This window comes from Moorena sp. (genome assembly GCF_982860115.1).
In genome coordinates, this window is sequence record NZ_CEYLVT010000372.1 from 1 (window position 1) to 4,520 (window position 4,520).

At 37.2% G+C, this 4,520-nt stretch carries 6 protein-coding genes; 3 read left to right on the forward strand and 3 right to left on the reverse strand.

What is annotated here, in order from left to right:
- Positions 1 to 289: 289 nt before the first annotated feature.
- Genes AC4II3_RS31445 through AC4II3_RS31455 form a run of 3 tightly spaced genes read left to right on the forward strand, consistent with a single transcriptional unit; the run spans position 290 to position 1,578 of the window.
- Positions 290 to 481: a hypothetical protein gene (locus AC4II3_RS31445; RefSeq protein ID WP_488015297.1), complete on the forward strand. Its 192-nt coding sequence runs from the start codon at positions 290 to 292 to the stop codon at positions 479 to 481.
- A gap of 28 nt (positions 482 to 509) precedes the next feature.
- Positions 510 to 1,328 carry an IS630 family transposase gene (locus AC4II3_RS31450; RefSeq protein WP_488015295.1) on the forward strand — a complete coding sequence of 273 codons (819 nt, stop codon included), beginning with the start codon at positions 510 to 512 and terminating at the stop codon, positions 1,326 to 1,328.
- Positions 1,315 to 1,578 carry a transposase gene (locus AC4II3_RS31455; RefSeq protein WP_488015293.1) on the forward strand — a complete coding sequence of 88 codons (264 nt, stop codon included), beginning with the start codon at positions 1,315 to 1,317 and terminating at the stop codon, positions 1,576 to 1,578. Before AC4II3_RS31450 ends, AC4II3_RS31455 begins: the two co-directional genes overlap by 14 nt.
- A gap of 440 nt (positions 1,579 to 2,018) precedes the next feature.
- Here AC4II3_RS31455 and AC4II3_RS31460 read toward each other — a convergent pair whose 3' ends face one another.
- From AC4II3_RS31460 to AC4II3_RS31470, 3 genes are all read right to left on the reverse strand, one after another.
- Complete coding sequence (locus tag AC4II3_RS31460; RefSeq protein WP_488015291.1) at positions 2,019 to 2,942, reverse strand: type II restriction endonuclease; 924 nt, start codon at positions 2,940 to 2,942, stop codon at positions 2,019 to 2,021.
- A 153-nt stretch (positions 2,943 to 3,095) separates the two neighbouring features.
- Positions 3,096 to 4,061, reverse strand: a complete 966-nt coding sequence (locus AC4II3_RS31465) for a DNA adenine methylase (RefSeq protein ID WP_488015289.1) — start codon at positions 4,059 to 4,061, stop codon at positions 3,096 to 3,098.
- Positions 4,062 to 4,290: 229 nt separating this feature from the next.
- Positions 4,291 to 4,520, reverse strand: a 230-nt coding sequence (locus AC4II3_RS31470) for a hypothetical protein (RefSeq protein ID WP_488029715.1), incomplete at its 5' end; no start/stop codon positions are given.

Here is a 4,520-nt window from a genome sequence, read left to right on the forward strand (position 1 = left end):
GGAGTAGGCAATAGGCAATAGGCAATAGGCAATAGGCAATAGGCAATAGGCAATAAGGCAATAATTGATCAAGTATATAGGGATTTTTGGCCGAATGCATCGCTTTTTCTAATTCATTTAGAAAGGCTATATAAGTGAAATTACATTAACCACAAAAGTGATGATTTTTCATAGCATCGCTTTTTTTATTACCCCTAAAACTTCCCAAAAAAAAATTTTTTAAACCCTTGACAACTTAAAATATAATCATTATTATTATAAATATAACGACGAATTCAATCTTTGATTCATGTCAAAAAACCCAAACCTAAAGAAACAACCTGTTGAGCACACTATGAAAGGCTCTCGTCAAGCAGTAATGCATAGTATGCACATGCTTTATGCACTCGGATATGCCGAGATTTGCGAGTGGAGCCCTCTGGAGCCAACTGGTGTTCCAGACGAAGTGATACCAAATCCGGTTGCCACGCACCACTTATAATTAAAGAAAGTATATCTGCATCAATGCCATGCCCAGAAAAGCCTACTTAGCTCCCCATTTTAGTTCCGATCAACTTAAACAAAAATACCTTAAAACTACAGAGCCTGTGGCATCAAGGAGATGGCACTTACTGTGGAAAGTGTCTTTGGGCTGGACTCTCAAGAATAGTGCTTCTGCTGTAGGAATTAATTATGATTATGCTAAAGAAATCCTTAAAAAATACAATGAGTTAGGAAAAGAAGGTGTGGAAAATCTCAAAAATAAATCTCCTCTACGGCGAGGTGGTAAACAGTCATTGTTAACGGAAAAACAACTAGAAAAATTAGCCCAAAAATTAAAGTCAAAACCCTCAGATGGGGGGATGTGGACTGGACCAAAAGTAGCTCGCTGGATCGAAAAAGAAAATGGTGTGGAAAAAGTTTGGAATCAAAGAGGCTGGGATTACCTAAAAAAGCTCAAATACTCCTATCAGAGTCCCAGACCAAAACATAGGAAAGCAGATGCATATGAACAAGAAAAATTTAAACAAAATTTACCTTTAAAAGTCAAAAAACTAGAACAAAAATATCCCCTGGCTGATATAGATGTCTGGTTTTTCGATGAACATAGAGTGGGATTAAAACCAATTTTAAGGAAAGTGTGGAGTCCCATAGGGGAAAGACCAACGGCAATAGTTAACCATCGCTATGAATGGTTATATGTCTATGGATTTGTAAAACCAAAAACTGGAGAAACTTTGTGGTATCTAATCCCTAGAGTCAACACATTATGGTTGAATCTAGTGTATCAAAACTTTGCCGTTGATGCTGGTATTTCTGAAAAAAAAAGTTTTATTGATAGAAGATAATGCGGGATGGCATCGCAGTCAAAAAGTTAATCTTCCCTCAGGCATAATGGTGGAATACTTACCAGCTTACTCCCCAGAGTTACAACCAGCCGAAAGACTATGGTGTTTAGTAGATGAGCCCTTGGTCAATGAGCACTTTGAAACCATTGATGAAATGGAAAAAACTTTGGTTTCCCGTTGTAATATTCTCAGTGGAATGAAAGAAGAAATTAGAAATTTGACTGATTATCATTGGCTAGAGTTTATTTAATTTATTAAGGGGGTATGGCAACCGGATTTGGTATGACTACTACAATGATGAAGTATTGGCTGTTGCCATAACACTTTAAATTTTGGGGGGGTTTTCCCCCCAGGCAAAGGCTCCGGTCTGGTCGCATAGCGTGACCTTTGGCCAATCAAATAAGATCACATCAGGTTAGGTTTGGGATCTGAGTGACATCAAAATTTAAATCCACTTACTGTGGGATTGAAAAAGCCGTGGACATTATGTCTACGGCTCTTTTTTTTTGACTATATCTGGGTTTATAATGTGAGTTTCTTAAGACTTAAACTTTTTCAAGTTAATGCTGATTATTTTGAGACTTATAGCATTTCGATTTGACTTGTGAACATACTCCCTTAGGGAAAGAAAATAAGTGTGTTTACAACCTAGATACAAACGCTATATGATCCATTAAACTCCAAAGAGAATCAGTGGTCTAATATCAAAGCCTCTAGGACACCTTTTTCAACCATATCCAAGTTTAGAATGTAATCAATTTTATCAAAGGTATCGCGAAGAGGTCTTTTAGCTGTTAGCCAACCAACACCATCGGTAATCCATATAAATTCGTGACCATCTTTTTTCCACTGTAAGAATATCTCGCTGTACTCACCAGCTGTCGATTTTAGTTTAGAGCCACCACCTCTATAAAAGTTTGTTTCTATTAAAACGAGTTTATTAGGAGTATTAATTGCAAAATCAATCGTTTTAGACGCTTTTTTGATGGTAAGATGTTTGCCAAATTCTGATCTGATGCCATCTGACTTAGCCTGCGGGATGTACTGAAAGCCATGACGAGTACAGATAGAATTGACAAAGTACTCGACGATGTCTTCCATGGCTTTACCGGCTCGGTTTTTGCGAGCATTTGTATCTAGACCGACCTCGACACCGACAAAGTAATCTGTGAGGGAGTTGATACGTCTTGAGGTGATTTGCTCTAGGAAACCTAACTCCTTTAGGAAAAGAATAGCTTGATTAATATCTTCTTCTGTGACATCTTCTTCCTTGTTGAAACTGAAATCATCATAGTTAAATTCTCCTGATTGATAGTCGGTTAAAATATGAAACTTATTATCACGACAAGCTAGCAAGGCTGGAATGATAGAGATTAGCTTTGGATGTTCTCTGAATAACACTCTTGCTTCTTCTTCAACATTATCTTTGCCCACAAGATAGTTCAAAAGATTGAGATTAATCTCAATATCTCTAACCTTTTCGCTAACCTTATTCCAATTTACGAAATAATCCCATTTCACAATAGAGGGTTTCAGGGTTGCCATCACATACTCGAATACGCTGTCAGGGTCATTACAGCCAAGATTTTCCCTAAATACAGAATGAAATTTCATCGAATTTGTCCTGTGTCCTATGTCCTATGTCCTTTTTTAATAAAAAGAACCAATGGTAAAATTATTCCCCCTCTCCCCCCTCTAGCTTCTTATAGTTACTCCTATAGTTACATGATTGTAATTCTACCTTTTCAGATTGGTTTGAAGGTTATTTTAATAGTTATTAACCAGAATTTCTCTAATGTTTCCTCGGCTATTTCCTTTTGAATTTATTCTACGGGATGCCAAGATTCGCTCAATAGTAAACCCTTGATATAAGTCATCAAAAAACAAATCATTAACATAGTTAGTTGGATCAGAATTGCTGAGCATTTGATGGGCTCCTGCCTGATCAGCTTTCACAAACACATCCCGTAAACGACGCTGCTCATTATCATCAAATTCCAGGGAATGATAGGAATTGAAATTGGAGGTTTTGCTGATAGGACGATAGGGAGGATCATAGTAAATAAAGGTGCTATGATCAGCATAGTCCAGGACTTGACTAAAGTCCCTTTGTTCTATGTGAGCAATTTGGAATAGCTTGGAGACAGCTCGCAGATTATTGGCATTCAGAATTTTAGGATTTTTGTATCGTCCCACTGGAACATTAAATTCTCCTTTGCTATTGACCCGATACAGACCGTTAAAGCAGGTTTTATTCAGAAAAACCGTTATAGCAGCTCGCTTGATCCAATCTTGAGCGTAACCATTAGCATCGATTTGTTTATCAAAGGTGTTATATTTGTTACGATATTCGTAGTATAATGCTTTGCGACGTTGATCATCTTTGGGCAGGTAGGTATTACTAAGCTTTAACAGTTCATTGATCAAGGATTCAACATCCTGTTGGATAACCTTATAAAGGATAATCAGCTCAGGATTGGTATCGAATAGATAAGCTTTCTGGATATCGAAACTGTTGACAATATCGAAAAAAACTGCGCCTCCTCCGATGAAGGGCTCGATATAAGTCGTCAGAGTGCCCTGGCGTAGCTTTGGTGAGTATCTCTCTCGAATTTGTGGCAGAAGCTGAGTCTTTCCACCTGCCCATTTTAGCACAGGAGATGCTAATTCTCTTTCTTTTTTTATTGGGTGCTGTATTAGGGGAAATGCTTCAGATTCTGTTAAAATAGCCACGTTTATAATCAGTAAATTTGCATACAATTAATATTGTATAGCATTTTTATTTGAGATGTAAAGCAAGGCTAATATATCCCGCATATATTATTATTTGCACCATGTTACATAACTTGATTATAGAAAAAATTTAATCAACAAATAACACTTTTATGCTAATTTAATATCTGTTTATAAAAAAAATAAGTCTTGAAAATTATTGATTGTTGATAGTTAAAAATATCTTAATTTATATCAAATCTGGATAATTTTCCACACTTACGATATCCAGACAAAATCTTTCTCCCCCTACTCCCAGGGAATGTGGGGAGATGGGGAGTGTGGGAATTTTTGAGTGAATTTTGGCATTTTTGAGGAGCAGAATGAATAGGAGTAGGGTGGGCGTCCTGCCTGCCGGGAAATTGTAACGGGCAAGATGCCCATTCCACCAAGATGCCCATTCCACCAAGATGCCCATTC

Bases quoted from the DNA above. Each gene is read 5' to 3' on its own strand.
- AC4II3_RS31445 (WP_488015297.1), top strand. From the start codon at position 290: ATGTCAAAAAACCCAAACCTAAAGAAACAACCTGTTGAGCACACTATG.
- AC4II3_RS31450 (WP_488015295.1), top strand. From the start codon at position 510: ATGCCCAGAAAAGCCTACTTAGCTCCCCATTTTAGTTCCGATCAACTT.
- AC4II3_RS31460 (WP_488015291.1), bottom strand. From the start codon at position 2,942: ATGAAATTTCATTCTGTATTTAGGGAAAATCTTGGCTGTAATGACCCT.